A 2,611-nucleotide genomic window follows, 5' to 3' on the forward strand; every position below is an offset into this window, starting at 1 on the left:
CGGAAGCGTCCAGTCCCAGGGAGCGCAGCACCCCGGCCGAAGCGACCCCGGAGACCAGGATGGCAGCCAGCATGGCGGAGACGATGATGAACAGCAGGTTGTTCCCGGTATTCAAGGCGGCGACGCCGATCACCAGCACCAGCACCATGTAGGCGATGCCCTGGCGGGTGACGTCGTAATCGAAAGCCTCGCGGACGCGGGTAAAGGCAACACGGCGCGCCAGGTAAGGCACGGTAGTAATGCCGACAATGCCGGCCACCAGCAGAGCGGTGGAGGCGAGGATGGCCGTGGCCCACAGGTTGCCCGAACGGCGGGCGGCCGTGGAAAAGATGGCGGCGCCGAAGGCCAGCGACAGGCCCCCCAGGGCGGCGAAAAAGCGTATCCACGCCTCGCGCTCGAAGCCGCCGAAAAGCGTGCTGATCCAATCCCTCACTGCGGGAAGCCTAGCACTTTTCGAGCTCGCTTTTCAGCGCGGGGGGTCGATCTCTGCGCTCGCGATTCGGTGGCGCAACCACAAGACCAGGGCCACGACCACAAACAGAACCAGCACGCCGAGATTGAAGCGCCGGAGGATCCGCATCAATTGGTTCCATTCGCTGCCGAAGAGAAAGCCGACCAGAGAGATCACGGTGACCCAGGTCGCAGCTCCCAGGAAGTTGAACACCGCGAACTGCTTCCAGGGCATCCGCAGGACGCCGGCCATCGGTCCGGCGATGATGCGCATGCCGAAAACGAAGCGGGCAAAGAAAATGGTGACGCTGCCGTAGCGGGCGAACAGGCCCTCGCCGCGGCGAATGGTGCGGTCGGGAATGCGGAAAATGTGCTTGTGGCGCTCCAGCAAGGGCCGGCCGCCGCGATATCCGATGGCGTAGCCGATGTTGTCACCCACCGTGCAGGCGAGGGTGCCGAAGAGGATGATGTAAGGCAGTCGGAGTTCCTGCTCCGAGTAGGCCAGAAAGCTGGCAAACAGGAGAATGGTCTCGCCGGGAACGGGCACACCGGCGTTCTCCAGCAGCAGGGCGACGACGACAGTCCAGTAGCCCCACTCCTGGAAATACCCGCGCAGCAGCTCGAACAACCACTGTGCCATAGCAAGGGCCGCGACAAGAGTACAGGGGAGGGGGTTCGGACGGAAGTATCAACGAGTGAGGAAGTCGATCACGGCGCGATTGAATGCGTCGGGGACCTCCTCGTAGGGCAAGTGCCCCACCCCCTCGAACACGACCAATCCGGCATTCTCAAATCGCTGGCGGAGCACCTCGGCCGAGGCAAAGGGCACCGGACGGTCGCGCGTCCCCCAGACGAGGAGCGTCGGAATCTTGGAGATGCGGGGCAATTCGCGCTGCACCTCATCGAGGTCGTCGATCCAGTGCTCCAGGATGCGGTGCACATACGCAGCCGTGCCGGGCACTTCTGCCGCCGCCGAGTAGCCTTCGAAAGTCCCGGGCGAGATGCGGCGCCGATCGCCGTACATACGCCAGCGTATCCCGTACCAGCGAAGAACTCGGGAACGAACTATCCATGGGAGGGCCAGCCTGCCTGGAAAATGGCTCAGAAAGGGGGCCAGCCAGCGGCCGTAGGGCGACCAGGGATTTGCCGGAGCAGAGAGCACCATGCGTCGGACCCGCCGTGGGTCGAGGGTGGCCAACAGCATGGCCACCGCGCCGCCATGCGACGTGCCCAGCAGGTCGAACTCTCCGATCTTCAACTGGTTGAGGAACCCCTCCAGGCGCTGTGCCTGGGCGCGCAGGGAGTAGTCCACGTCACAGCGCTCGGAGAAGCCCATCCCCAACAGGTCCACGGCGTACACCGTGGCGTGGCGTGCGAGTTCCGCCAGGTTGAAGCGCCAGGAGAACGAATACCCCATGAGACCGTGGAGCAAGAGGAGAGGGCGTCCCTCCCCCGCCGTCAGGTACCGCATGCGGTGGCCGCAGCTCTCGTCCCAAGCTTCGCGCACGCCGGCGGGTAGTGGCGGCGCGGCGGGTTCAGGCGCAGAGGTCACCATCGTCTCGCATTGTAGATTGCGGCCCACCGGCGTGCACTTCGGCAGGCAACCACGACAGCCGCTCACGACTCTAAGTCAGCTGTATCGCCTCTGTCGCTTCTGTTCGGGGGAGCCTCGCGCTCCCCCCTTTTTGAGGGCTGGGAAACCAGCTCCCCATCATGGCAGCGTCAGTCATCCTCGACCCAGCGGCAGCGAATCTCGCCGCTGCGCAGCTCCCCCATGATCTTGGCGGCGATGCGGTCCAGCTCCCCTAAGGGGTGCTGCTCCCCTTCGTAATAGACCGCCGGAGGTGAGGCGTATGGCTCTGCCCAGACTTCATAGGCGCCGCCGCCCGTGGAAATCTCCAGGTAATCGCCTTCGCGCAACCGGCGCTTTAACTCTTCCAGATTCAGATCTTCGGGCATCGCTAGCATTCTAACAACCGGGCGGAGTCAGCGCCGATACAGACTTCCACAGCGTCTCCCAAATTCAGGAGCTTGCTTCCATTTATTGTAGCTGCTGCCGACCATTTCGCATATAATTCTGTAACTCTTGCTTTCTCCTAAGGTTAGCAGAACCGCAATGGCCCCAGTGGTGGCGAACAACGTGCTATCGAGGTTGCCGGCG

Annotated in this window: 4 protein-coding genes; all 4 read right to left on the reverse strand. The window is 63.5% G+C overall.

Annotated elements, in window-relative coordinates; genetic code table 11:
• On the reverse strand, positions 1 to 433 hold a 433-nt coding region (locus tag VMS96_05845; GenBank protein ID HVP42933.1), incomplete at its 3' end, for a hypothetical protein.
• 33 nt (positions 434 to 466) lie between these two features.
• On the reverse strand, positions 467 to 1,090 hold the full coding sequence (locus VMS96_05850; protein HVP42934.1) for a DedA family protein: 624 nt from the start codon (positions 1,088 to 1,090) through the stop codon (positions 467 to 469).
• Positions 1,091 to 1,138: 48 nt separating this feature from the next.
• Positions 1,139 to 2,005, reverse strand: a complete 867-nt coding sequence (locus tag VMS96_05855) for an alpha/beta fold hydrolase (GenBank protein ID HVP42935.1) — start codon at positions 2,003 to 2,005, stop codon at positions 1,139 to 1,141.
• 167 nt (positions 2,006 to 2,172) lie between these two features.
• Entirely contained in the window at positions 2,173 to 2,409 is a 237-nt protein-coding gene (locus VMS96_05860) for a hypothetical protein (protein ID HVP42936.1), read from the reverse strand.
• Between the last annotated feature and the right edge of the window lie 202 nt (positions 2,410 to 2,611).

The sequence above is a fragment of the Terriglobales bacterium genome (assembly GCA_035543055.1).
Taxonomy (GTDB): Bacteria; Acidobacteriota; Terriglobia; order Terriglobales; family Acidobacteriaceae; genus JAIQFD01.